Annotated in this window: 11 protein-coding genes and 2 pseudogenes; 4 read left to right on the top strand and 9 right to left on the bottom strand. The window is 67.6% G+C overall.

Going from position 1 to position 26,878, the window contains the following annotated elements:
• Positions 1-62: 62 nt before the first annotated feature.
• The gene (locus MMSP_RS14540) at positions 63-10,802 is read right to left on the bottom strand and encodes an SDR family NAD(P)-dependent oxidoreductase (protein WP_036426531.1); all 10,740 of its coding nucleotides are present in this window, start codon (positions 10,800-10,802) and stop codon (positions 63-65) included.
• A gap of 330 nt (positions 10,803-11,132) precedes the next feature.
• Positions 11,133-11,492 carry a hypothetical protein gene (locus MMSP_RS14535; RefSeq protein ID WP_081651020.1) on the bottom strand — a complete coding sequence of 120 codons (360 nt, stop codon included), beginning with the start codon at positions 11,490-11,492 and terminating at the stop codon, positions 11,133-11,135.
• Positions 11,493-11,648: 156 nt separating this feature from the next.
• On the opposite strand from MMSP_RS14535, the gene rbpA reads away from it, so the two are divergent.
• Positions 11,649-11,984 (top strand): RNA polymerase-binding protein RbpA, encoded by a 336-nt coding sequence (gene rbpA / locus MMSP_RS14530; protein WP_011740265.1) that lies wholly within the window; start codon positions 11,649-11,651, stop codon positions 11,982-11,984.
• On the opposite strand, the pseudogene lnt reads toward rbpA, so the two are convergent.
• From lnt to MMSP_RS14510, 3 genes and pseudogenes are all read right to left on the bottom strand, one after another.
• Positions 11,967-14,654, bottom strand: a pseudogene (gene lnt / locus MMSP_RS14520) (apolipoprotein N-acyltransferase); the annotation flags it as partial. The gene rbpA and the pseudogene lnt overlap by 18 nt on opposite strands.
• Before the next feature lie 289 nt (positions 14,655-14,943).
• A complete protein-coding gene (locus tag MMSP_RS14515; RefSeq protein WP_020787232.1) occupies positions 14,944-16,548 on the bottom strand; it encodes an amidohydrolase in 1,605 nt (534 codons plus the stop codon).
• Between the two features lie 174 nt (positions 16,549-16,722).
• A pseudogene (locus MMSP_RS14510) lies at positions 16,723-17,211 on the bottom strand (FxsA family protein); the annotation flags it as partial.
• Between the two features lie 72 nt (positions 17,212-17,283).
• On the opposite strand from MMSP_RS14510, the gene MMSP_RS14505 reads away from it, so the two are divergent.
• Both MMSP_RS14505 and MMSP_RS28545 read left to right on the top strand, forming a co-directional pair.
• Positions 17,284-17,994, top strand: a complete 711-nt coding sequence (locus tag MMSP_RS14505; RefSeq protein ID WP_020787231.1) for a dienelactone hydrolase family protein — start codon at positions 17,284-17,286, stop codon at positions 17,992-17,994.
• 217 nt (positions 17,995-18,211) lie between these two features.
• Positions 18,212-19,081: a DUF389 domain-containing protein gene (locus MMSP_RS28545; protein WP_020787230.1), complete on the top strand. Its 870-nt coding sequence runs from the start codon at positions 18,212-18,214 to the stop codon at positions 19,079-19,081.
• Between the two features lie 818 nt (positions 19,082-19,899).
• Here the strand turns inward: MMSP_RS28545 and MMSP_RS14495 are convergent.
• The 4 genes from MMSP_RS14495 to cobN all read right to left on the bottom strand — a co-directional run bounded on the left by MMSP_RS14495 (position 19,900) and on the right by cobN (position 26,618).
• On the bottom strand, positions 19,900-21,591 hold the full coding sequence (locus MMSP_RS14495) for a threonine/serine exporter ThrE family protein (RefSeq protein WP_020787228.1): 1,692 nt from the start codon (positions 21,589-21,591) through the stop codon (positions 19,900-19,902).
• A gap of 40 nt (positions 21,592-21,631) precedes the next feature.
• Positions 21,632-22,441, bottom strand: coding sequence for a type 1 glutamine amidotransferase domain-containing protein (locus tag MMSP_RS14490; protein ID WP_020787227.1), 810 nt, complete (start codon positions 22,439-22,441; stop codon positions 21,632-21,634).
• Between the two features lie 79 nt (positions 22,442-22,520).
• Positions 22,521-22,940, bottom strand: coding sequence for a PPOX class F420-dependent oxidoreductase (locus MMSP_RS14485; RefSeq protein ID WP_020787226.1), 420 nt, complete (start codon positions 22,938-22,940; stop codon positions 22,521-22,523).
• Between the two features lie 105 nt (positions 22,941-23,045).
• Positions 23,046-26,618, bottom strand: a complete 3,573-nt coding sequence (gene cobN, locus MMSP_RS14480) for a cobaltochelatase subunit CobN (protein ID WP_020787225.1) — start codon at positions 26,616-26,618, stop codon at positions 23,046-23,048.
• A gap of 56 nt (positions 26,619-26,674) precedes the next feature.
• Between cobN and MMSP_RS14475 the strand changes: the two genes are divergently transcribed.
• On the top strand, positions 26,675-26,875 hold the full coding sequence (locus tag MMSP_RS14475) for a hypothetical protein (protein WP_020787224.1): 201 nt from the start codon (positions 26,675-26,677) through the stop codon (positions 26,873-26,875).
• Positions 26,876-26,878: the final 3 nt, after the last annotated feature.

Genomic DNA, 26,878 nt, shown 5'->3' with positions numbered 1-26,878 from the left:
CGCTAGTGAGCACCGCTCCTCCTCATTGCTTTACTCTGCACCCCTGCGGGTGCGGCTCATGTCTACTCGTCGTCGTTCATGAACGCCGCGTTGACCAGGGCGTCGAGGTCCATGTCCGCTAGATCTTCCTCGCTGGTCTCCGCGGTCACCGCGGCCTGCCCATTGCCGCCGGTCTCATTTGCCAACGCGAGCAACAGTTCCAGCACCCCGGCTTGGCGCAGGCGCTTGACCGGAATCGAGGCGACCACCCGCTGCAGTTCGGCTTCCCCGGGTGCCTCGGCCGTGGTGTCGCTTTGCGGCGACGCGCCGACCAGTTCCCGGTGCATGTAACCGGCCAACGCGGCGGAGTTGGGGTAGTCGAAGATGAGCGTGGGCGAAAGCGCCAGCCCCGTCGCCGACTTGAGTCGGTTGCGCATCTCGACCGCGGTCAGCGAATCGAAGCCAAGTTCCTGGAAGGCACGGTCCGGGTCGATCGCGTCCGGGCTGGAGTTGCCCAGCACTGTCGCGATGTGGGAGCGCACCAAGTTCAGCAAGATGGCGTGCTGCTCATCTTCGGGCAGTCCTTCGAGGCGTTGCAGCAGAGCCGATTTCGACTTCGCCGCGGCCAGGGAATCATCGACCTGACGTCGAGTGGGCGCGTTGATCAGATCAACGAACATCGGCGGCAGGGTCCCGCCGTCGAACTTCACCCGCAATGCGGCAAAGTCGATGTGGGCGGGCAACATGAATGGTTCGCCGAGGACCATTGCGGTGTCGAGCAATCCGAGCGCTTCATCGGAGGACATGGCCACGATGCCGTCTCGGACGAACCGCTTGAAGTCGACCGCTGCCAATCCGCCGGTCATGTTGCTGGCCTGATCCCACAGACCCCACCCCAGCGAAATCGCCGGCAGGCCGTGCGCTTGCCGGTGTACGGCCAGCCCATCCAGGAACGAGTTGGCGGCCGCGTAGTTGCCCTGGCCCGACGAACCCACCAGGCCGGCCATCGACGAAAACATCACAAACGCGGACAAATCCATGTCGCGGGTGAGCTCATGCAGGTTCCACGCCGCATCCACCTTTGCCCGCAGCACCATTTCCATGCGCTCGGGCGTCAGCGAGGTGACCACCGCGTCATCCAGCGCCCCAGCGGTGTGAATCACGGCGGACAGCGGGTGCTGCACCGGAATATCGGCAATCAGCTTAGCCAGCGCCGCCCGGTCGGCGGCGTCACAGGCGACCACCTGGACTTGGGCGCCAAAGGCGCTCAACTCCTCGGCCAGCTCTGCGGCCCCCGGAGCGTCCGGACCACGCCGACTGACCAGGACCAACTGACGCACCCCGTGGTGAGCCACCACATGGCGGGCCAGCGCCGAGCCGGCCATCCCGGTGCCACCGGTGATGAGTACCGTGCCTGCCGCCCACGCGTCGGGCATGGTCAACACGACCTTGCCGACATGGCGGGCCTGGCTCAGGTAGCGCAAGGCCGCCGGCGCGCGCCGCACGTCAAAAGTCGTCACCGGAAGAGGCCGCAGCACATCCTCGCTGAACAGCGCGGCGAGCTCGGCGAGGATCTGCGCGATGTGATCCGGCCCCGCCTCGAAGAGGTCGAAGGCCCGGTATCGCACACCGGTGTGCTGCTGGGCGACCACCGCGGCCTCGCGGATGTCGGTCTTGCCCATCTCCAAGAAGACACCGCCGGGGGCAACCAGCCGTAGCGACGCGTCGACGAATTCGCCCGCCAACGAGTCGAGCACCACGTCCATGCCGCGCCCGCCGGTGGCCGCCCGGAACTTGTCCTCGAATTCCAGGCTGCGTGAGTCACCGATGTGGTCCTCGTCAAAGCCCATGGCCCGCAACGTGTCCCACTTGCCCTTGCTGGCCGTGGCGAATACCTCGAGACCCCAGTGCCGGGCCAGCTGCACGGCCGCCATGCCGACGCCACCGGTGGCCGCGTGCACCAGGATCCGCTGTCCGGGCTGCACCGAGGCCAAGTCCCGCAGCGCGTAGAAGGCGGTGGCGAACACGACCGAGGTGGTGGCGGCCGCGGTGTCAGACCAACCCGCGGGGATCTTGACCAGCAGTCGGTGGTCGGTAATGGCGATTGTCCCGGTGCCCTCCGGGAACAGACCCACGACCCGGTCGCCCACCGCGAAACGCCCGTCTGGCGAGGCGGTTTCGACGACGACGCCGGCGCCTTCCACGCCCATCGCCGCGTCCGGGTCGGGGTAGAGACCCAGCGCGATCATGACGTCGCGGAAGTTTGCGGCCATCGCCGACAAGGCGACCCGAACGTGCCCCGGTTGCAGCGCGGCATCAGCATCGGGAATCGTTTCCAGGCGCAGGTTTTCGAACGTGCCCGCGGTGCTCATACCCAAGCGCCACGGGCCATCACCCGGTGGCACCAGCAGGCCGGCAACCGCGCGGCTGCCGTGTACCCGCGCGGTGTACACCTCGCCGTTGCGCCACAGCACCTGCGGCTCGCCGGCGGCCAACACCGCCGCTACAGCATGTTCGTCAAGTTGCGCATCGGTGTCGACCAACACGATTCGACCGGGGTGCTCGGTCTGTGCCGAGCGCACCAATCCCCATACCGCCGAGCCTGCCAGATCGGTGACATCCTCGTCCGGCAGCGCCACCGCGCCGCGCGTGGTGATGACCAATTGCCCTACCCCATCACGGGACAGCCAGGATCGCAGCACCTCGAGCACGGCGGCGGTGGCCGCATACACACCCGCCACCACCTCACCGGCCTGAGGCACGGACTCGAACACCACCGAGGCCCCGGGGTCGTCATCGCCTTCGGACTCCACTGCGCCCCAGATACGTACCGGCACAGGCTGCAATTCGGCCGAGGGCTGCGCCGTCCAATCCACCCCGAACAGGCGATCGGGTCCGGCCCCTGATACCGCAGCCCGCAGCTGCTGATCGGTCACTGGCCTTGCCAGCATCGACGCAACCGAGAGCACCGGTAGTCCTAGCCCATCGGACAATTCGATCGAGACCGCGGATGGCCCCGCGGGCGCAATGCGCGCCCGAACCGCCGAGGCTCCCGCGGCATGCAGCGTCACGCCCTGCCAGGCGAACGGAACCAGGACCGAACCCTCGGGGACCCCGAAATCGTCGGCGCCATCGGAAGCCAGTATCACGGCGTGCAACGCGGCGTCCAGCATCACCGGATGAATACCGAAGCCGGACACCGATACCCCGGCGTCGGCGGGCAAGGCAACCTCGGCGAACACTTCGTCGCCGCGACGCCACATCGCATTCAGGCCACGGAACGCCGGGCCGTAGCCGTACCCGCGTTCGGCCAACTGCTGGTATCCGTCGGCGTTTTCCACCTCGACGGCGCCGACCGGCGGCCACGTCGACAGATCGGTGGCCGGCTCCGGCGAACCAGAACCCAGCGAGCCCTCGGCGTGCAGTACCCAGTCCGAGCCGGCGTCGCCACGCGAGTACACCGACACCGCGCGGGCACCGGAGTCATCGGGGCTACCGACTACCACCTGTACCGCGACCGAGCCCCCGGACGGCAGTACCAGCGGTGCGGCCAGCGTCAGTTCGTCGACCACTCGACAGCCCACCTCGTCGCCGGCGCGAATGGCCAGCTCGACGAAGCCGGCACCCGGGAACATCACCACACCGCCGACGGCGTGGTCGGCCAGCCAGCCCTGCGCCGCAAGCGACAAGCGGCCGGTGAGCACCACTCCGCCCGATGCGGGGAGCTCCACCACCGCGCCCAGCAGTGCGTGTTCGCCGGCCTGCAGCCCCAAGCCGGCCGCGTCGGCGGCAACTGCATCCCCCGAGAGCCAGAACCGTCGCCGCTCGAAGGCATAGGTCGGCAACTCCACAAAGCGGGACTGCCCCACCACGGCTCGCCAGTCTACGGCGGTGCCGGCGACAAATACCCCTGCCACGGCGCTCACCAGGCTCACCGGCTCCGGTCGGTCCTTGCGCAGCGCGGAGGCCGTGGCCACCGGGTTGGTCACCGCAGCATCGGAGAACACCTCTTCGATCGATGCGGTAAGACCGCTGCTGGGGCCCACTTCCAGGAATCGGGCGGCACCGGCTGACTGCGCGAAGCGGATGCTGTCGGCGAATCGCACCGCATCCCGGACGTGACGCTTCCAGTAGGCCGCCGAGCCGAAGTCCTCTCCGGCCAGCTGCCCGGTCAGGTTGGAAATGATCCCGATGGTGGGCGCATTGACCGTGAGTTCACCGGCCACCGTTGCGAATTCGTCGATCATCGGATCCATCAGCGGCGAGTGGAAGGCATGCGAGACGGCTAGCCGGTGCACCCTGCGGCCGTCGGCTCGAAGCTGCTCGGCCACGGCGCTCACCGCGTCCTGGGCGCCCGAAATCACCACCGACGCCGGTCCGTTGATGGCCGCGATGCTGACCTGGGCACCGAGTAGGGGCAGCACTTCCTGTTCGGTTGCCTGCACGGCAATCATCGCGCCACCGTCGGGCAGCGCCTGCATGAGCCGGCCGCGCGCGGCTACCAGCACCGCCGCATTCTCCAGCGACAAGACACCGGCGACGTGGGCGGCCGACAATTCACCGACCGAGTGCCCCATCACGAAATCGGGTCGCACACCCCAGGACTCCAGCAGCCGGTACAACGCGACTTCCACGGCGAACAGCGCCGGCTGGGCGAACTCCGTTGTGTTGAGCAGATTTTCGTCGTGGCCCCAGATGACCTCACGCAGTGGGCGCAACAGATGGCGGTCCAGCTCACCGACAACGGTGTTGAACGCCTCGGCGAAGACCGGGTATCCGGCGTGCAGTCCCATGCCCATTCCCAGCAGGCCGCCGCCCTCGGAGAACCCGGTGCCGTCGGCCGCGCCCGCGAAGGCTTTGCAGCGTCCATCCGCTGACAATCCACGCCAACGACTGAATTCAACGAAGATGTCTGGGGTGGCATTGATGGTGACGCCGCCGGCCAGCGCCAGATCACACTCACCGGACCGCAGCGACTGCACCGCCATATGCAACGCCACCAACGACGACGAACACGCCGTATCCACCGACACCGCCGGGCCCTCCAACCCCAGCACATAAGCCACCCGACCCGAAGCCACGCTGGAGAGCTGCCCGGTCAGACGGAAGCCTTCGACGGGTTCGGCAGCGAACATGCCGTAGCCCTGCGTCATCACCCCGGCGAACACACCGGTGGCGCTGCCACGCAAACCGCCCGGCTCAATCCCGGCGCGCTCCAAGGCTTCCCAAGACAGCTCCAGGAACATCCGCTGTTGCGGGTCCATCGCCAGCGCCTCACTGGGCCCAACACCGAAGAAGGCGGGTTCGAAATCACCGACTCGGTCTACGAAACCGCCGGTGCGGGTGTAGCAAGCGCCGGGCACGTCAGGATCCGGGTTGAACAGGCCGGCCAGATCCCAGCCTCGGTCGGCCGGGAAGTCAGACAGCACGTCGCGACGGGCCATCAGCATGTCCCACAGGTCGTCCGGCGACTCGATGCCACCGGGGTAGCGGCATGACATGCCGACGATCGCGATCGGATCGTCACCGGTGACGCGTACGGCCGGGGTGTGCTTGACCTCTTGCGGGGCACCAGCGAGTTCGGCACGAATGTAGTTGGCCAAACCGTTGGGGGTTGGGTAGTCGAAGATCAACGTTGGCGAAAGCGAAAGTCCGGTAACCGTTTTGATCCGGTTACGCATTTCGACGGCGGTCAGCGAGTCAAAGCCCAGCTCCTGGAACGCCTTGTCCGGGTCGATGGCCTCGGGCGTGATGGTGCCCAGCACGGTGGCGATGTGCGACCGCACCAAGTCCAGCACCACGGCGTGCTGCTCGGGCTCCGGCAGTCCGTGCAGGCGATGTGCCAGAGCGGATTTCGATTTCGCCGCGGCCAATGCGTCGTCGACCTGACGCCGGGTCGGAGCGCTGACCAGATCACTGAACATCGGCGGTACCGCCACCGCGTGAGCGCGCAGTGCGGCCAGATCTATCCGGGCCGGAGCCAGGAACGCCTGGTTGACGATGAGGGCGGTGTCGAACAGTTCCATTGCCTCATCGGAGGACAGCGCCAAGACACCCTCACGACCCAGCCGGGCCCGGTCGGCGGCATCCATTCCACCGGTCATGTCGCTGGCCTGATCCCACAGGCCCCAGCCCAGCGAAATGGCCGGCAAGCCGTGCGCCCGTCGGTGTGCGGCCAGGCCGTCGACGAACGTGTTGGCCGCCGCATAGTTGGCCTGGCCCGAGGATCCGACCACGCCGGCCATTGACGAAAACATCACGAACGCAGAAAGATCCAGATCACGAGTCAACTCGTGCAGGTTCCACGCGGCATCGACTTTGGCCCGCAGCACCGTGTCGACACGTTCGGGGGTCAGCGAGGAAATCACCGCGTCATCAAGCACACCACCGGCGTGGACCACGGCGGACAGCGGCCGCTGAGCGGGAATTTCGGCGATCACCTTGGCCAGCGCCGGACGGTCGGCCGCGTCACAGGCCACCGCCTCGACCTGTGCTCCGGCAGCGCTCAACTCGGCTACCAGCTCGGTAGCCCCCGGTGCGGCGGGGCCCCGCCGGCTGATGAGCACCAGATGGGCCACGCCGTGGTGGGCCACCAGGTGCCGCGCGAGCGCCGAACCCGCCATGCCGGTTCCACCGGTGATAAGTACCGTTCCGCCACCAAGCGCACCACCTTGGTCGGCAGGCATGGTCATCACGACCTTGCCGACATGGCGGGCCTGGCTCAGGTAGCGCAACGCCGCCGGCGCGCGCCGCACGTCGAAGGCCGTGACCGGCAGTGGCCGCAGCACGCCGGCGTCAAACAGCCCGGCCAGGTCGAGCATGTACTGGTGCATGCGCGGGCGACCGGGTTCGAACAGGTCGAATGCGCGATAGCGCACACCCGGATATTCCTGGGCGATGACGCCGGGGTCGCGGATGTCGGTCTTGCCCATCTCCAGGAACACCCCGCCAGGGCCCAGCAGGCGCAACGAAGCATCCACGAATTCGCCGGCCAGCGAGTCCAGCACCACATCGACGCCACGGCCACCGGTGACCTCGCGGAATTTCTCCTCGAATTCCAGGCTGCGCGAATCCGAGATGTGGTCTTCGTCAAAGCCCATGGCCCGCAAGATGTCCCATTTGCCCTTGCTGGCGGTGGCGTACACCTCCAGACCCAGGTTCCGGGCCAACTGCACGGCCGCCATGCCCACCCCGCCGGTGGCGGCGTGGACCAGTACCCGTTGGCCTGGCTGGACATTGGCCAGGTGCACGAACGCGTAGTAAGCGGTGGTGAAAACGGCTGAGATTGCGGCCGCTTCGGCGTAGGACCAGTCGGCGGGCTTGGGCAGCAACAGCCTGACGTCGCCGGCCACCAACGTGCCGCTGCCGTCCGGGAAGAATCCGTATACCGCATCGCCGACCGCGAATTCGGTTACTTCCGGGCCGATTTCGACGACAAAGCCGGCACCTTCGCCGCCGATCAAGGCGTCGTGGGTGAACATGCCCAGCGTGATCATGATGTCGCGGAAGTTGGCGGCGATGGCGCGCATGGCCACCCGCACCTGGCCCGGGCCCAACGGCGCGCCGGCGTTGGGAACCGGCTCCAGCTGCAGATTCTCGAAGGTGCCCGCGCTGCTCAGCCCCAACCGCCACGGCCCGTCGACAGGCGGCACCAGGATGCCGTCTGCGGCGCGGCTGGCGTGCACCCGCGCCGTGTAGTGCTGCCCGTTGCGCAGCACTACTTGTGGCTCACCGACCGCCAGGGCCGTCGCTACCGCCGCAGCGTCGACCGCAGCGTCGGAATCAACCAGGACCAGCCGGCCTGGGTTCTCGGTCTGCGCCGAGCGCACCAATCCCCATACCGCCGCGCCGGCCAGATCGGTGACGTCCTCGCCGGCCAGCGCCATGGCGCCCCGGGTGGCCACCACCAGCACGCCCGAATCATGTTCGGTCAGCCACGACTGCACAGCCGCCAGCGCCTGATGGGTGCGCTGATAGGTCCCGCTGAGCGGATCGCCGTCAGCCGCAACGGATTCAAAGAGTTCATAGGCGGGTGCCGCATCGGTGGCGGCAACCGTCATCGGCGTCCAGACCACCTCGAACAGCCGGTCTGGACCGGATGCGGACACCACGGCGCGCATCTGCTGCTCGCTTACCGGGCGGGCCACCATCGCCTTGACCGAAAGCACCGGCAGACCAAGGTCGTCGGCGAGTTCCACCGAGACCGACGAGGGGCCAACCGGCGCGATCCGTACCCGCACCGACGCGGCCCCCGCCGCGTGCAGAGACACGCCCTGCCAGGAGAACGGCAACACCAGGTCCGCGTCGGGATTGGCGATCACCGCGGTGTGCAGCGCGGCATCCAGCAGCGCCGGGTGCACGCCGAAACCGCTGGTAGATCCGGCCGCCTCGGGCAACCGGGCTTCGGCGAACAGCTCCTCGCCACGCGCCCACATCGCAGTCAGTCTACGGAACGCGGGCCCATACCCGTACCCACGTGCATCCAGCCGCTCGTACCCGTCAGCCACGTCGACCGCGATGGCTCCAGCGGGAGGCCAGGCCGACAGGTCGGCCGCGGGCTGGGCGGAGTCGGCGCCCAGGGTTCCCTCGGCGTGGCAGACCCACACCGAGCCGGCGTCGGTGTCGGTGTCGGTGCGGGAGTAGATCGACACGCTGCGCTCCGCCGAATCGGCGGCGGCACCGACGACCACCTGTACCGCAACCGAACCCGATGCCGGGAGTACCAGCGGCGTGCGCAGTGTGAGTTCGTTGACCACCGAGCAGCCGACTTCGTCGCCGGCCCGGATTGCCAGCTCGACAAACCCGGTGCCGGGAAACACCACTACCCCCGACACCGCGTGATCGGCCAGCCAGCCGTGCGCGCCGAGCGCCAAGCGGCCGGTCAACACGACACCGCCCGATTCCGGAAGCTCCACGACAGCGCCCAGCAGCGCATGCCCGCCGGCGCTCAACCCCAGTCCGGATGCGTCGACGCTGACGCCCTCTCCGGAGAGCCAAAAGCGCCGCTTCTCAAAGGCATACGTGGGAAGCTCGACCAGGCCGGCACCGTCGAGCGGGCCGCGCCAGTCCACATTCACGCCGGCAACGAAGGCCGCGGCGGCCGACGCCAGGAATCGCTGCAGCCCACCGTCTTCCCGACCCAAGGTGGGCACGACGATGGGGTCGGCACCGGAATCGGCCGCGCAGTTGCGATAGGTGTCCTCGATACCGGCGATCAGCGCGGGGTGCGGGCTGGATTCGATGAAGGTGCGGTATCCGTGGCCACACGCGCTGCGCACGGCCTGGTCGAACTGCACCGTCTGCCGGATGTTGCGGTACCAGTACTCGGCATCCAACTCTGCTGTGTCCAAACGACTTCCGGTCACCGACGAGAAGAACGCGGTCCGCGACGAAAGCGGCTCGATCCCAGCCAGAACTTCGGTCAGCTGGCCTTCGATCGCCTCCACCTCGACCGAGTGCGACGCATAGTCCACATCGATGCGACGGGTACGCAGCTCCCGGTCCGCGCACTGCGCGATCAGCTCCTCGAGCGCTGCCACCTCGCCGGAGACCACTACGGCAGAAGGGCCGTTGATGGCGGCGATGCTGACCCGATCGCCAAAGGGCTCCAACAACTCCCGCGCCTGTTGCTCGCCACAGGCCACCGACACCATGCCGCCCGGTCCGGCCAGTCCGACAAGCAGCTTGCTGCGCAGGGTGACCACCTTGGCGGCATCGCGCAACGACAGCGCACCGGCCACATATGCGGCAGCGATCTCGCCCTGAGAGTGCCCGATGACGGCATCCGGGCGCACCCCGACCGACTTCCACAGTTCGGCCAGCGACACCATCACCGCAAACAGTACCGGCTGCACGACGTCGACCCGGTCAAGCCCGGGTGCCCCCGCAGCGCCGCGGAGCACGTCGAGCAGCGACCAGTCGACGAATTCCGCGAAGGCCTGACCGCATGACTCGATGTGGCGCGCGAATACCGGTGCGGTGTTGAGCAATTCGATACCCATGCCGATCCAGGCGCCGCCCTCGGACCAGCCGACCCCGTCGGCCGCGCCCGCATAGGCTTTGCTGCGCCCGTCCGGCGCCAGCCCACGATGCCGGCTGAACTCCACGAAGACGGTCGGGGTGGCATTGACGGTGGCACCGCCGGCCAGCGCCAGATCACACTCACCGGACCGCAGCGACTGCACCGCCATATGCAACGCCACCAACGACGACGAACACGCCGTATCCACCGACACCGCCGGGCCCTCCAACCCCAGCACATAAGCCACCCGACCCGAAGCCACGCTGGAGGTCATGCCCGTCAGGCGGTAGCCCTCGATCTCCTCGGCGAACATGCCGTAGCCCTGGACGATCAGTCCGGCGAACACACCGGTGGCGCTGCCGCGCAAGCCGGTCGGATCGATGCCGGAGCGCTCCAGTGCCTCCCAGGACAGCTCCAGCAGCATCCGGTGCTGCGGGTCCATCGCCAGCGCCTCGCTGGGGGCGATACCGAAAAAGCCGGGATCGAAGTCGGCCACGCCGTCGACGAAGCCGCCGGTGCTCGCGTAGGACTTGTGCGGCGTGTCCGGATCCGGGTCGAATAGGTCGGCCAGATCCCACCCGCGGTCGGCGGGAAAGTCCGACATCACGTCGCGGCCCTCGGCCACCATCTGCCACAGGCCTTCGGGGGAATCCACCCCGCCCGGGAAACAGCATGACATTCCGACGATCGCGATCGGCTCACTCGACCGCTCCAGCAGCGCACGATTGGTGCGCTTGAGGCGCTCAACCTGGACCAGCGCTTTGCGCAACGCTTCGGTCGCATGCTGAAGTTGATCAACCATTACTGACCTCGCCTAACCCTCATCTAGCAATTGGTCGTCGACCGCCGGCCCTCGCCGGATCACGGAAGTTGCTGCACGAAGCGATGTCGCTGCATTTTCGACCACCGTCGTGCTGCGTTCCGACCGAAGAATGTCGCTGGTGAGTATCGCCAACTCCGGCAAGATTTCAAAACGTCCAATACTCCCAGCTATTTGCGAAACGGGCGGGCGCCAATGCGGCCGGATAACCCGTGGGCTGGATTTCCGTTGCACTGTGGTCCCGTATACCCCTGCGTACACCAGGCCCGCCGTCCATGGCGCGACTTTACCCGGCGCGCCGAGGCCAAACGGTCAGACACCCACTCGGCGCCAGCCGTCGGCGGCCCTGGCGGCCCGCAGCAGCTCGTCGCACAACTCACGCAGCTCGTCGACGCCGGCTCCCTCGTCAAGCGCGGTGGCGACGTCCTCGGCTGCGCATCGCACCTGGTAAACGCGATCCGACAGGTCGGCCGCCTCGTCCGCCGACAACACCACGGCATCGGCCGGCAGCGCCAATGCGGCCCCCGCATCGCCCCGGGTCATCATGGCCCGTTGCTCGTAGGCCCGCTGCCGGCATGACTGCCGGCAGTACTGACGACGACGGCCCATACCCGCGTCGGTGACGTCACGGCCGCACCAGCGGCATGGTTGAGGGCGAGGACGACGACTCACGCCTGCCGACTTTAGTCGGCCTCGCTCGACGCACTCAGTATCATTAATGGTCGCGTCGTGCGCCCGGGAACTATGTAGCCGGTCGCGACGTTTGGCAATCGGAAAGAATCACCAGTACGGAGCCCACCAGCTCGATGATCCGGAGGAGTAGCGGCGATGGCTGATCGTGTCCTTAGAGGCAGTCGATTGGGGGCCGTAAGTTACGAAACCGACCGCAACCACGACCTCGCCCCGCGTCAGATTGCTCGATACCGCACCGAGAACGGCGAAGAGTTCCAGGTGCCGTTCGCCGACGATGCCGAGATTCCCGGCACCTGGCTGTGCAAGAACGGCATGGAAGGCACCCTGATCGAGGGTGATCTGCCGGAGCCGAAGAAGGTCAAGCCGCCGCGCACGCACTGGGACATGCTGCTCGAGCGTCGCTCGGTCGAAGAACTCGAAGAGCTGCTCAAGGAACGTCTTGACCTGATCCGGTCGCGTCGCCGCGGCTGATGCCGCGGCCGGACCGCCGGCTAGCTGTGGTCGTGGGTGTGGGCGCGGTCGCCCCCACCCTCAGAACCCGCGAACCTGCCCTTGACGCCCCACCGGGTGACTTTGAACAGCGCCTCGCGGATGTTGGACCCGCTCATCTTCGATACGCCGATCTCGCGTTCGGTGAAGGTAATGGGAACCTCGGCGACGACGAAGCCGCTGTTCACGCTGCGCCAGGTCATCTCGATCTGGAAGCAGTAGCCCTTGGAGTCGACGCTGGCGAGGTCGATCTTCTCCAGCACCTCACGGCGGTAAGCCCGGTAGCCGGCGGTGATGTCGTGCACCCCAATACCGAGCGCGAGCCGCGAATAGGTGTTGGCCGTCTTGGACAAGGCCAGGCGCCGCCACGGCCAGTTTCGTACCGTGCCCCCGGGGACATAGCGCGAACCGATGGACAGGTCCGCACCGGCGTCGACGGCGTCCAGCAGGCGGTGTAGCTGTTCGGGCGCGTGGCTGCCGTCGGCGTCCATCTCGACCAGCACCGAGTACCCCCGGCTCAAGCCCCAGGCGAACCCTTCCAGGTAGGCAGCACCCAGGCCGTTCTTGGCCGTGCGATGCAGGACATGAATGCGATCGGGATCGGCGGCGACCAGCTCGTCGGCAAGCCGCCCGGTGCCGTCGGGGCTGTTGTCATCGACGATCAGCACGTGTACGTGCGGGCACGCGTCGACCACCCGCCGATGGATCAGGGGCAGGTTCTCCCGCTCGTTGTAGGTGGGAATGATCACCAGGGTGCGCTCGCTGGGACGAGGTCCCGGGCTCTGGGGCGCAGGTTGGCCGGTGGTCATGTAGCTCCTTATATGTCGCCCGAAATCAGGTTGAGTGGTGGCCGCCCGCCTCAGGCGGGGTGCCGGTTGCTGTCTGCAGGTCGTCCTCGGATTCGTTCCGGGACGCCGCGCCCGAGTCGTCAGCTTCGTCCTGGGGCGCATCGGACTGATCAGCTTCGCCCGCGGGCCCGGACCGCCGACGCGTCGGACGCGGGAACCACCCATTGTGCCGCATCGCGACCAGAATCAGCACGCCAGCCGCCCCCACCATCAGCCATTGCAGGATCGGAGCCCAGCGTGTTGCCGGGGTGAGTCTGGTCTTGAGACGGACCTGTATGTCCAGATACGCGGGCTCGAAGAAATCGGCCCGAACCAGCTCGCGGCCGTCTGGCGCTATCACCGCGCTGATTCCGGTGGTGCCGGCGACCACCACATATCGGTCGTGTTCGACGGCCCTCACCTTCGCAAAGGCCAACTGCTGCTCGCTCATCGTCTTGTTGAACGTGGCGTTGTTGCTGGGCACGGCCAGCAGTTGGGCCCCGTTTCGGACGGCCTTTCGCGGAGCCCTGTCAAAGATCACTTCCCAACAGGTCGACACGCCCACCGGTACGCCTGCGATGTTCACCACATCCGAACCCGGCCGGGGTACGAAGTGCCCGGCCCGGTCGGCATACCCGGAAAGATGCCGGAACAGCCACGGCATGGGCAGATATTCGCCGAATGGCTGCACGATTTCCTTGTCGTGGCGGTCGCCCGGTCCGGTGGTGGGATTCCAGACCAGCACGGTGTTGGTGTACTCCGCGTTCTCCAGGTTCTTCTGGCTGCTGCCCGGAGCGTCGAGCACCGTACCGACCAGGATCGGCGCTCCGATCGCCACGGCGGCCTTCGAGATCTGCTGCGCAGCGTCGGGGTTGATCAGTGGATCGATGTCCGAAGAGTCCTCCGGCCAGATGACGAACTGCGGCTGCGGAGCTAGGCCGGCTCGGACGTCCTCGGCCAGCTCGAGTGTCTCGCGGACGTGGTTGTCCAGGACCGCGCGACGCTGCGCATTGAAGTCCAGACCCAGCCGGGGCACGTTGCCCTGCACCACCGCGACGGTGATGGTGGGTTCTCCGCCGGATCCCGCACCGGCGTGGCGCACCTGCGGCCACACAATGACCGCGGCGAACAACACCAGACAGACGGTGATACCCGGCAGCAGGACCGCGGGGGGCTTGGCCGGCTCAACCGGCTGGGCCGCCTCGGGGTCGGCCTGCGGAGCGGCCGGGCTGCCGGTGCGCCACCACTTCTCGATCTCCAGGGCGATAGCGGCAAAGCTGGAGCCCACCAGCACTACCCCGGTGGACAACAGCGGCACACCGCCGAGCTGCGCCAACGGCAGCAGCGGCCCGTCAACCTGGCCGAACGCCACCGATCCCCAGGGGAAACCGCCGAACGGAACGATCGACTTCAGCCATTCTTGTGCGCCCCACAGCACCGCGAACCAGATCGGCCAGCCCGGCAATCGGCGCACCACGACCGCCGACAGGCCGAACAAACCCGGGAACAGCGCCGAGGTGGTGGCCAGCACCAGCCAGGGCACCGGCCCCACCAACGTCCCGATCCACGGCAACAGCGGCACGAAACAGGCCAACCCGAACACGAATCCATAGCCCAGCCCGCCCACAGGGGTGCTGGCTGGGTGCATCAGCACCCAGGTCAGCAGCGCCACCGAGACGATGGCAGCCCACCACCAGTTGGTGGGCGGGAAGCTGGCATACATCAGGAATCCGGCGACAAGCGACACCACCAACCGCACCAGCCGCGGGCGAGTTGCGGCCCACAGGCCGGGCAGTCGAGCCGCCGCTCCGGCGCCAAATGCCACCAGCCCCTGGCGCGCGGCAGTTCCGAGCCGAACGGCAGCGCTCGGCCCGGCGCTCACCTGCGTGGTCTCGGCCTCGGTCTCGGAATCCTGCGCCTCGTCCTGCGCCTCGTCCTGCTCGTCGGCGAGATCATCGGCGATCGCGGCGTCATCGCCCGGGTCAGCGGTATCCGCGTCGGGCTCTCGTTCATCGCCAAGCGGACCTGTTTGGTCAACGCCGGGCTCAGGTTGCACAACCTCCGGATTGTCCTCTTGAGCATCCACAGGCAGCCTTTCGCGACCGAGCCAGTCCCTAGCCATAAATGACCGCACCTCGATGCACGGTTTGACGACACCGCGGCAGCGGATCCGCCGGATCCAGCCGCGGCAGCGCGGGCACGCGCGACCGCGGGTCGGTAGACCAACGCTGGACGGCATCGCGGGGTGCGCTGACGGTCAGAGCGCCGGCGTCCCACACGGCATACGAAGCGGGCGCCCCGGGAACCAGGGTTCCGGTCTTTCCGTCCCGCACGCCCGCGGCCCGCCAGCCGCCGCGCGTTGCTGCCGCGAACGCCGCCCGCGCTGACACCGCGCTGCCCGCGGTGTGGTGGTTGACCGCCGCACGCACGCTCGCCCAGGGGTCAAACCCGGTGACGGGTGCGTCGGAACCAAACGCGAGGGGCACGCCTTGGGATGCTAACAGCGCAAGCGGATTGAGCAGGCGCGCTCGCTTCGGACCAAGGCGCCGGGCGTACATGCCCTCAGCGCCTCCCCACAGCGCGTCAAAGTTTGGCTGCACGCTGGCGATGATGCCCCACGCGCCCAGCTTCGCCGCCTGTTCAGCGGTGACCATCTCGGCGTGTTCCAGGCGGTGGCCGCAACGAGCCACGGCGACCACCCCGAGGTCGGCCACGACCCGCTCGAACGCGTCGACCACTGTCGCGACGGCGGCATCACCGATGACGTGAAATCCCGCGGTGACTTCCGCCTCGGTGCAGGCTCGCGCGTGTGCTTCCACCGCTGGCCCGCCCAGGTGGCAGGTTCCGACGCAGCCGGGCTGATCGGCATAGGGCTCATGCAGCCAGGCGGTACGCGACCCGAGCGCCCCGTCCACGAAGAGATCACCGGCCAGGCCGCGCGCGCCCGTTTCGGCCATCAGCGTGCGCGCCTGGGCGGCAGTGGTAACCGCCTCACCCCAGTAGCCGATCACCTCGACACCGTGCGGCAGGGCGGAGAGCTGCAGCCAGTCGTCGAGGCCACCGATTTCGGGGCCGCCGCACTCATGCACCGCGACGATGCCGGCGGCCGCCAGCGACCCCAGCGCCGCGGTCCGCGCCTCGGCGAGCTGTGGTTGAGTCAGCAGATCGCGGGCGCGGGCGCGGACCAGGTGGTGGGCTTCGCCGGTCAGGGGCCCCTGCTCGGTGAACCCGGCGGCCTCCGACAGGTGCGGGACCAGCCGGCGCAGGCCCGAGGAGGCCAGCGCGGAATGGACGTCGACTCGAGCCAGGTATGCGGGCCGTTCACCGAGCACCGCGTCGAGTTGAGCGGTGCTGGGGGCGATGTGCTGCGGCCATGCCGACTCATCCCAGCCATGGCCCCACAGCGGCTGGCCCGGGTGCGCCGCGGCGTGGTCGGCAGCCAACTGCAGGCACCCCCCCAGTGAGCTCGCGGGCCGCAGGTCCAGCCCACTGATCGTCAGACCGGTCGCGGTCAGGTGGATGTGGCTGTCCACGAACCCCGGCGCAACCAATCCGCCGTCGAGATCCTCTACCTGCGCATCGGGGAACTGGTTGCGGCCGACGTCGTCGCTGCCCAGCCAGGCAACGGTATCGCCGCGCACCGCCATGGCGGTGGCGTCAGGATGCGTCGGGCTGTAAACCCGGCCGTTGACCAGCAGCTTGGTGGAAATCCGCGTCACACCGCAAAACTACGTGGGCGGGCCGGCCAGCTACCTGGCACCCGGCGCCGAGCGGTGGCGCGTCGAGGTACGCACGTTTCCGAAACTGTCGAAGCGAGTAAAGCCGTTGAATCGATCGAAACCATCGAAATCATCGAATTCGTCCAATTCGTCGACCTCGACCACCGCCTGCGGCAAGGTCGGCGGCTCACCATCGATGACGTCGATAACCTCGCCGTCGATGAAGTCGCGCTGCTCACGGGCGTTGCGGCGGTTGAACGCATCAGCCATGCTCGCCGCCGCGGCGCCGGTCAGCGGCACCCGTCGCAGCAAACCTCGCACCGCGATAGCGGTCAGGCCGGGACGGGCTGCGGCCCGGATCGGCGGGGCCAGCAGCAACAACCCGAACACGGTGGTGACCAGGCCGGGAACCAGCACGAGCCCGGTGGCCACAGCAACCAGCGCGCCGTCGCTGAGCACGCTTCGCGGTTCCTGCAGGCCGGAGCGCAACTGCCCGAGCTGACGGCTCAGCTGCCAGCCGCCCATTGGGGCCCAGAGCACCAACCCCAGGACGAAGCTGGCCAACAGCACCAGAACTGCCCAGGCGAACCCGATCGCTGCCGTAAGCCCAATCAGTGCCATGAGTTCGACAACGGCGTAGATGAGAATTAGCCAACCTACCATGTGACGCCAACGTATGGGAACTGCGCCCGAGTTCCGCGTACGGTCGCAACACGGCTGCAGTTAGATGACGCTATGACGACGATTGATATCGACACCCCCGCCGGACCAATCGACGCACTGCTGGGCGTTCCCACCGGAGAAGGTCCGTGGCCGGGGGTGGTCGTGGTCCACGACGCGATCGGTTATGCCCCCGACAACGAGGCGATTTCCGAGCGCATCGCCGCGGCAGGCTACCTCGCGCTGACTCCCAACATGTATGCGCGCGGCGGGCGCGCTCGTTGCATTACCCGCGTCTTCCGCGAGCTCTTGACCAAGCGGGGCCGCGCGCTCGATGACATCTTGGCCGCCCGCGACCACCTATTGGCCATGGCCGAATGCTCCGGCCAGGTCGGCATCGCGGGCTTCTGTATGGGCGGTCAATTCGCCTTGATCCTGTCACCCAGAGGCTTTGGCGCATCGGCACCGTTTTATGGCACCCCGCTGCCGCGCCACCTCAGCGAGACGCTCGACGGCGCGTGTCCGATCGTGGCGAGCTTTGGCAACCGCGACCCGCTGGGCCTGGGCGCACCCAGCCGGTTAGGCGAAGTGACCCAGGCCAAACAGATCCCCGCCGACATCAAGGGCTATCCGGGTGCCGGGCACAGCTTCGCCAACAAGCTTCCCCGACAACCGCTGCTGCGCATCACCGGCTTCGGCTACAACGAAGCCGCGACCGAAGACGCGTGGGGCCGGGTCTTCACGTTCTTCGGCGAGCACCTGGCCGCCGGGACTTCGGGTAGCTGAGCACCGCCAGAGCGGTTGGCGTTCGGCCCGCGGACGTCGGTGCGAAATCGCCAGCGCGAGGTTGCATTACGGCAAACGCCGCGGCGTGTCGCTGCCCGAAAAGCCGGCAAATTGTCACACTGCCGGCATGTTTCGTCCCTCAACAGACGATCACCGCCAGCAAAGTGGCTGGTGCAGAGTGAGATCCGCACCCCGACCGCGATAGGCGACCCGACTGATGACGGTGGAGCTGCCCCCCAAACCGATGCTGACCGAAATTCCCGGCCGCAGCGCCGTGGGCGAGTCCGATGACCGGGCCACAACCGACCCAACCGACCCCAAGGGCAGGGCGGTTCCCTGGCGACCAAAGTTATTGCCGGTCGAGGACCGTCGCTCGATCATGGACACGCTGATGGTGACGCTGTCCGGCGGGGCGCTGTGGCGCTTCGCGGCCCTGATGGTCCTGTCCAGCATGGTCGCCTCGATCGGCCTGCTACAGAATTCCGCGGCCGTCGTCATCGGTGCGATGATGATCGCCCCCTTGATGGCCCCGATCATGGGGATAGCCGCCTGCCTGATCATGGGATGGGGACACCGGCTGCTGCGTGGACTGGCGCTGGTAGCGGTATCGGCCATGGTTGCCGTCGGGGTCGGATGGATCACCGCCACGTTGCTGCCCGCGACCGGCACCGGTCTGCCCAGCGAGGTTGTCGCCCGCTCCAGCCCGGACATCCGCGACCTTCTGGTCGCGATGAGTGCCGGCGCGGTCGGAGCGCTGGCCACGGTGCACAAGAAGATCTCTGCGGCCCTGCCGGGCGTCGCGGTCGCCGTCGCGGTCGTTCCCCCCGCTGGGCGCGGCCGGCGTCCTGCTCGGGCGCGGACAGCCACAGTTGGCCCGCGGTGCCGTCATCCTGTTTTCGACGAACCTCGTCGGCATCGTGGTGATGGCGGCGGTGGTCTTCCTGCTGAGCGGACTGGTCCCGCTCCGCAAGTTCCGCACCCACCGCCGCCAGATCGTCGCGTCGCTGGGTTTGGCGGCGGTCAGCGCCGTGGCGGTTGCCATGATCCTCACCCCGCGGTTCATCGCGCTTACCGGCCATGCCCGTGATCTCGAGATCGCCACCCAAACGCTGACCGACATGCTCAGTCCGGGCAGCGTGCTCAGCCACATCACCGCCACGGGCAGCACGGTCCGAGCCGACATCACCAGCCCCACCTCGCCCCCACCGGTGCAGACCGTGGCCGCCAGTCTCAGCCGGGCCCTGGGGCACCCGGTCACCGTGGAGTTGAGCTGGATTCCGGTGCGCGATCCCGAGCACAGTCGCCCGGACACACCCCAGGGAACGCCGGAGCCCTGGGACACACCCCAGCCACCGCTGAACGAACTGGGCCCGGTGATCCGAAGCTGGCTGGGTGCTCAGTCGTTGACCCTGCAAGGGCTCAGCTACGAGTCGGGGACGCTGGTGGTTTCCACCGCCGGGCCATTTCCACCGAAACGGGCCGAGGAGCTGACGTCGCTGATCGACTCGCGGTTCAACTACCGCATCCCGGTCAGCCTGGCCTGGACTCGCACCTCAGGCCCAGCCAAGTCCGATGGCACTCAGGCCGCGCTGGATACCGCGCGCACAACCGCGACCGCCTGGGCCGCCAAGAGACCGGACGTCGCGGTGTTGAGCACCAATGGCACCGCCAGCGCCATCACCATCACCCTGATCGGCCAAACCCAACCGGAAGTCGACTCGCTGGAAGCCGACCTGCAGACCGCCCTGCCGCAGTCCACCATCACCATCCAATGGATTTCCGGCGGCGTGCTGGTCGTCGCCACGCCCACCCCCGAACCCACGCCGGCTCCGGCACCAGAGCCCGAACCGACGCCCGCAAAGGTGTCCACCTCGACGCGCTGACCGAGACGGCCGGCGAGGACGGCTAGGACTCGTCCCGGTGACCACCGTGACCGCCGTGACCGCCGTGCCCCCCGGTTCGGTCGTTGTCCTCGGCGGCGTCGGAGTGGTCGGTCGACGCCGGCTCGAGCGCGACACTTCGCGATTGTTGGCCTCGGGTGTTGGTCGACTGCGCGTTCTTGGTCGGTTCCAGGCGCACCACTCGGCCGACGGCCCGACGTAGTCCGGGCGGACCCTCGATCCGCAACAAATGACCGATCCGTCCGGCGCGATACCGCAGTGGTGAGCCGACGAACTCACCCAGCACCACCCCACTGCCCAAGGCGAGCGCGGTCGCCGTCGCCGACAACAACTGGCTTTGCGCCTCATCGAAATGCGAGTCGGCAGCGAAGTAGAAGACAGCGCGGAAAACCGCCAGACCGGGCAGCATCGGCACGATGCCCGCTGTGGCGGTCACCAGCGCGAGGGCTTGACGGCGAATGGAGATCAGGGTCGCCAGAAAACCGACCCCGACCGCAGCGATCCCGGTGGCGATCACCTGACCGAAACCGGCGGTGCCAAGACCGATCAAGACCAGGTCGGCGAGTCCGGCCGCGAACCCGGCGGTGACGGCCGACCGCAGCGGCGCGTAACTCGCCACGGTCAGGCATGCCCCGGCCAGCATGGCTCCGAGCACCGTGAGCAGGATCGGCAGCGGCCCCTGCGGAACAACGAACCCGCCACTCCCATGGACACGCAGCTCGATCTCGACGCCCGCGGTCTTGGCGATCTGCAGGCCGGCAAGGATGCCGACGACGATTCCCGACGTCAGGAACAATGCCTCGCCGATCCGGGCAACCGCGGTGACCATATAGCCGGTTATCGCGTCCTGCATCGCACCGACCAGCGTCAATCCGGATAGCAGCATCACGATCCCGGTGGCCACCAGGGCCGCCAGCCCCTCACCGGTGAACAGATAGGCCGCCACCGCGACCAAGGTCGCGACGGCCGCTCCGGTCACCCGCTGGAAGAAGTACGGGGTCCCGATCCGGTTCAGCACCCGGCCCAGTCGATCGATCGTCGCGGCGGTCAGCGCGGCGATGGCGCAGGTCCGCCAGTTGGCTCCCAGCATCATGGCGATGCCGAGGGAAAAGCCCGCCCAGCAGACGGTCGCCAGCCAGCGCGGGTATGGATGCGGCCGTTGGGTCAACTCGTCCATGGCTTCGTGTGCCTCATCGACGGTGACCCCACCGGCGGTGATCTCCTGGACCAGCCGGTCCAGTTCGGCCAGCCGGGTGAAGTTGGTGGAGCGGGTCCGCGCCGAGCGCACGATGGTGACCGGCGCACTCTCCGCGGTCGGCAGGGCCGACACGATGATCGTGGTGACCGTGATGTCGACGACGCAGTCGGTGATCTGATACGCCTGAGCCACGTCGTTGGCGGTGGCGACGACGTCGGCGGTACCCGAGCCGGAGGACAACATCACCTCGGCTAGTCGAATGGTGAGGTCCAAAACCTTGCGGACGTGCTGATCACCCATACCGCTCGAGGTCCGGCTGCGCTGTCCGGCGACGGGCACTGGGTCGCGCCGTCCGCGCAGCGCGATCCGCAGCCCGCGCCGCGAGCCGGCCACGCCATCCAATCGATCCTGCACCCCAGGCAGGATACTGATTTTTGAGGGTGAACCTCGGACCGCGAGCACAACCGCCACGACCGTCAGCGGAGCCAGCCCGCCCATGGTGGCCGTCGATAGCTCGAGTCCGCCGCGCTAGCGCAGGTCAAGACCCCGCATCGGGATGCCGCGAGCTCAATTTCCACGACAACACCTGCGCAAACGTGTGCGTATCACCTGGCCAGCGCGCTGACACGTAGCCGCCGTCGTCGACCACAAACGCCGGCCGCGAGTCGGTCGCGGTGTCACGCACCATGCCGGAAGTCTTGAGCCATCGGTGCGGGGCAGTGCGAGCAACATCACAGAAGTCGGTGGGATCTTCAAGCGCTCGGGTGACTTCCGCCTGCACCGACATGTATCCGCGGGCCTGGCCCGGCTCCTCGGTATAGGTGCGGTAGTAATCGGGATCCCAGCGGCGGGTGCGGCGGGTGAGCTGCCACGCCCGCCGCTCCAACGCCCAGGTCAGTGCGGTCGTCCGGCGCCCGTAGAGCACCGATCTGCCGGTAGCCGGATCGATGCTACGAGCGGCGAGCAAGACGCCATGACAGATCGCGGCCACGATCAGCCCACCCGCAAAGGCCTCTACCACCAGCCCCTGCAGTGTCTGGCTGTCGATGTAGCTGCGCATTCCGCGGGCCCGGTGCCCGCCCGGAAGCAGCAGTGCGTCGACCCCGGCCAGAGTGGCTTGTGCCCAGCTGAGGGGGTGCTGGAACTCGACCGACTGCCGCATCAGTGCATAGCAGCGGCGACCGTCTTTGTTGGCTCGAAGCATCCGACCGATGAGCGAGACGGAACCCAAGACGGGAAGCGCCGACCAGATGTCCAAACCTCGGCCGCTCACCATGATGTCGTCGGCGATCCCCGTAGCACCGCTTTCGGTGGCAAAAATGACCCGATGGCCGTCTTGGGTCAGCACGCGTCAGCTGACCGCAACCTCGGTGGGGTCGAAATCACGGTCCGGGATCGGAATCAGGACGGTGCCCATGCGGTCGGCCCTAGGCCACCCTGAGCTCGAGTCCGACGTTCTTGTCCATGCCGCCGCGCAGTTTGCTGAATAGGTTGAAGACCTTGCCCACGATGCCGTAGCGCTTGCCGATCGCGTCGTACACGGCCGCCGTTTGCGACTTGTCCAGGATGGCGGCGGTGCCTTCGACGGCCTCGCTCTTCGGACGACCGCGCATGTCGCAGATGGCCAGCGTGACACGCGGTGTGTTGCGGATGGCCAGCGTGACACGCGGTGTGTTGCGGATCCGCTTGACCTTCCACGACTTTCCCTCGGTGATCAACAGCAGGCGGTCACCGTGGTCACCGTCCAAAGCGGCCCAGACCGGCACCGGCTTGGGCCGGCCGTCCTTGGTGAAGGTGGTGAGCAGGATGTATTGCGCCTTGGCCAGGTCAGCGAACGTGGGTGTCACGCTGTCAACCTACCGCGGGCCGGTTCCCCTAGCTCGCGAGCAGACACAGAATCGCACTCGGAGGGCTATCCGAGTGCGATTCTGTGTCTGCTCGCGCCGGGGGGGCTACCCCTCCAGATCACCCTCGGTTTCCAGCAGCGCCTGGCGCAGACCGTCGAGCGTCTCGGGCTGCGGCTGAGCCCACATCCCGCGCCCGGCCGCCTCCAGCAGTCGCTCGGCCATGCCGTGCAGCGCCCAGGGGTTGGACTCCGTCATGAACTTGCGGTTCTCCGGGTCCAGCACATAGCGCTCGGTGAGCTGCTCATACATCCAGTCGGCCATCGCCCCGGCGGTCGCGTCGTAGCCGAACAGGTAATCGACCGTCGCCGCCATCTCGAAGGCGCCCTTGTAGCCATGCCGGCGCATGGCGGCCATCCAGCGGGGATTGACCACCCGCGCCCGGAACACCCGGGTGGTCTCCTCCGACAGTGTTCGGGTGCGGATCGCGTCGGGGCGAGTGTTGTCGCCGATGTAGGCGGCCGGCGCTTGGCCGGTCAGGGCACGCACGGTGGCCACCATGCCGCCGTGATACTGGAAGTAATCGTCGGAATCGGCGATGTCATGTTCTCGGGTGTCGGTGTTCTTGGCGGCCACGGCGATGCGCCGGTATTGGCGGTTCATGTCGTCGACCGCTTCGCGGCCCTCCAGGTCGCGTCCGTACGCGAATCCGCCCCAGGCGGTGTACACCTGCGCCAAGTCGGCGTCGTCGCGCCAGTTGCGGCTGTCGATCAGCTGCAACAGCCCGGCGCCATAGGTTCCCGGTTTGGAGCCGAAAATCCTTGTGGTGGCTCGCCGTTGGTCGCCGTGCTGAGCCAGGTCGGCCTGGGCGTGCGCGCGTACGTAATTGTCTTCGGCCGGCTCATCGAGTTCGGCCACCAGCCGCACGGCATCGTCGAGCATCGTCACCACGTGCGGGAACGCGTCGCGGAAGAACCCGGAGATCCGGACCGTCACGTCGATGCGCGGCCGGCCCAGCTCGGCCAGTGCAATGGGAGTCAGGTCCACCACGCGCCGGGACGCCTCATCCCACACCGGCCGAACGCCCAGCAGCGCGAGCACTTCGGCGATGTCGTCACCGGCGGTGCGCATCGCCGAAGTGCCCCACACCGACAGCCCCACCGACTGCGGCCACCGCCCGTGGTCATTGCGGTATCGAGTCAACAGTGAATCCGCTAGCGCCGCACCGGCTTCCCAGGCTAGCCGGGATGGTACGGCCTTGGGGTCCACCGAGTAGAAGTTACGTCCGGTCGGCAAGACGTTGACCAGACCGCGCAACGGCGACCCCGACGGACCCGCGGCAATGAAGTGTCCGTCCAGGGCACGTAGCACCTGGTCGATCTCGGCTTCCGTCCCGGCCAGCCGCGGCACCACTTCGGTAGCGGCGAACCGCAGCACCGCCGCCGCCTCGGGATTGTCGGTGATCTGTTCGACGGCAGCGCAATCCCAGTCCGCGGCCTGCAGCGCGGCCACCAGGCCACGGGCGGCCGCCTCGATCCGGTCCACTGCCGCACGCTCGTCCGTGCCGTCCTCGGCCAGGCCGAGTGCCTGGCGCAAACCGGGTAGCGCCTGCGCACCGGCGAACAGCTGGCGGGCCCGCAGAATGGCCAGCACTAGATCGAGTTCGGTCTCCCCCGTTGGCTTTTGCCCGAGGATGTGCAGGCCGTCGCGGATCTGGACATCCTTGATCTCGCAGAGCCAACCATCGACATGCAGCAGCATGTCATCGAAGCAGTCCTCTTCCGGGCGCTCGGTCAGCCCTAGGTCGTGGTCCATCTTGGCGGCCCGGATCAGCGTCCAGATCTGCTGACGGATGGCCGGCAGCTTGGCCGGGTCCAGCGCCGCGACGTTGGCGTGCTCATCGAGCAACTGCTCCAGCCGGGCGATGTCACCGTAGGTTTCGGCGCGGGCCATCGGCGGGATGAGGTGATCGACCAGAACCGCGTGTGCCCGCCGTTTTGCCTGGGTCCCCTCACCGGGGTCGTTGACCAGGAACGGATAGATCAACGGCAGATTGCCCAGCGCGGCATCGGATCCACACGCCGCCGACATGCCCAGCGTCTTGCCCGGCAACCATTCCAGATTGCCGTGCTTGCCCAGGTGCACCACCGCATGAGCCCCGAAGCCCGCATCCAGCCAGTGGTAGGCGGCCAGATAGTGATGACTCGGCGGCAGGTCCGGGTCGTGGTAGATCGCCACCGGGTTTTCCCCGAAGCCGCGTGGCGGCTGCACCATCAACACCAGGTTGCCCGACTGCATCGCGGCGATGACGATTTCGCCATCCGGATCATTGCTGCGGTCGACGAACAGCTCCCCCGGCGGCGGACCCCAATGCTGGGTCACCGCATCGGTCAGCCCGGATGGGAGCGTGGCAAACCAGCGCCGATAGTCCTTGGCGGATACCCGGATCGGGTTACCGGAAAGCTGACCTTCGGTGAGCCAGTCCGGATCCTGGCCGCCGCGCTCGATCAGCGCGTGGATCAGCGCGTCGCCATCGGCCGCTTCGACACCGGGCAGCTCGCCCACCTGGTACCCACGTTCGCCCATGGCCCGCAGCAGCGCCACCGCACTGGCGGGGGTGTCCAAGCCGACCGCGTTGCCGATGCGCGCATGCTTGGTCGGGTAAGCCGAGAACACCAACGCCACCCGTTTGTCGGCGGGGTCAACGCCGCGCAGTCGCGCGTGCCGCAGCGCCAGGCCCGCGACCCGGTCGCAGCGCTCCGGATCGGCGACATAGGCGATCAGGCCGTCGTCGTCGATCTCCTTGAACGAGAACGGAACTGTGATGATGCGGCCGTCGAACTCCGGTACCGCGACCTGAGTCGCGACGTCGAGCGGGGACAGTCCGTCGTCGTTGGCGCACCATTGCGCCCGCGGGCTGGTCAGGCACAGCCCCTGAAGAATCGGAATATCCAGGGCCGCGAGGTGTTCCACGTTCCAGCTGTCGTCATCACCGCCGGCGGATGCGGTTGCCGGCTTGACCCCACCGGCGGCCAGCACGGTGACCACCATGGCATCGGCACTACCCAGCGTTGTCAGCAGTTCCGGCTCGGCGGTGCGCAACGAGGCGCAGTACGCCGGAAGCGCACGTCCGCCCGCGGCTTCGATCGCCGCGCACAACGCCTCCACATAGGCGGTGTTGCCGGCCAAGTGTTGCGCGCGGTAGTACAGCACGGCAATGGTGGGACCGGCGCTGCCGGCATCCGGTCGCCGCAGCACCCCCCAGGACGGGATGGCAACCGGCGGACCGAAACCAACGCCCGTCATCAGCACGGTGTCGCAAAGGAACGAGTGCAACTGGCGCAAGTTGTCCACGCCCCCCTGCGCCAGGTAGATGTGAGCCTGCAGCGCGATACCCGCCGGGACCGAGGAACGGTCCATCAACTCCGCGTCAGCGGCCTGCTCGCCGCTGACCATGACCGCGGGGACGCCGGCGGCCAACACGGCCTCGATGCCGTCCTCCCAGGCCCGGTAGCCGCCGAGAATCCGCACCACCACGATCGCGGCGTCGGTTAGCAGGTCCGCCAGCTCCAGATCGGACAGCCGCGCCGGGTTGGCCCACCGATAGGCCCTGCCGCTGGATCGGGCACAGATCAGGTCGGTATCCGACGTCGACAACAGCAGGATGGTCGGCTCAGCCACCAGTCATTCGTACCGCAGCGCCCTCATGGCGACGAATCGGCACGTAGGGTTCCCATATGAGCAGGGGTTTCGTCGTTACCTTCGCGGTCGGGCTGATCATCGCGCTATTCGGGTCGATCTGGGCGCTGCAGGGATTCGGAGTGCTCGGCGGCAGCCCGATGAGCAACACCACCACCTGCTCTGTCATCGGGCCGATCACTGCGCTGGTCGGCATAGTGATCGCGGTGATCAGTTGGCGCAGGATGTCGTCTAAATAGACC

Origin of the sequence: Mycobacterium sp. 012931 (genome assembly GCF_000419295.1) — a bacterium.
GTDB lineage: Bacteria > Actinomycetota > Actinomycetes > Mycobacteriales > Mycobacteriaceae > Mycobacterium > Mycobacterium marinum.
This window is presented reverse-complemented; position numbering and strand designations above follow the sequence as displayed.